General features: G+C 42.3%; 2 protein-coding genes. Both read left to right on the forward strand.

The features are described from left to right. A partial coding sequence (locus AC0L3U_RS38355) for a hypothetical protein (RefSeq protein WP_473364956.1) occupies positions 1 to 239 on the forward strand: 239 nt, incomplete at its 5' end. Continuing rightward, the coding region (locus AC0L3U_RS38360; RefSeq protein ID WP_473364957.1) for an HNH endonuclease at positions 236 to 588 on the forward strand (353 nt) is incomplete at its 3' end. The genes AC0L3U_RS38355 and AC0L3U_RS38360, both read left to right, overlap by 4 nt.

The following is a 588-nucleotide window of genomic DNA, read 5'->3' on the forward strand; positions in this document are numbered from 1 at the left end:
CTAAATTGCTTGATTTTAAGGAGAAGGCGAGGACAGCTGCTCAAATATTGGATGAGGTTTTGGGTGTTACAGTTACAGTTCCAGTTTGGGTGGAGGAGCAACTGGCTATCGTTGTTAACGATTACAGTCAGCGCCCGGTGACGGAAGTTATTTTTTCGGATTTACGAGAGGAGCTGAAATCTAGAGGACTGGAGGATTTTTTACCGCAAACCATTACAGCTGTGGTGAGTCAAAAATGATAAGACTTGCTCGTCTGGATTGTCCGTACCCGTTAGCATTAGAAAACCGGAATTATAAGCATTCGAGGAATAAGGAGGCTTTGTTAGCAAGCACGCATGGCAAGTGCATGTATTGTGAAAGTAAAGTGCTTGCAGTTGATTATGGTGATGTAGAACACATTCGCCCAAAGGCTGAAGGTAAGTTTCCGCATTTAGAGTTTGAATGGAGCAATTTAGGTATTTCTTGTGCTCGATGTAATGGCTCTAAGTCTGATAAGTTTGACGAGGCTTTTCCTTATGTTAATCCGTTTGAGGAGGAGCCTTCGGAGTATTTGGTTTCTGTATATAGTTTTGTGTTCGCTTTTCCTAC

Source organism: Bradyrhizobium sp. Kon69 (genome assembly GCF_055807515.1).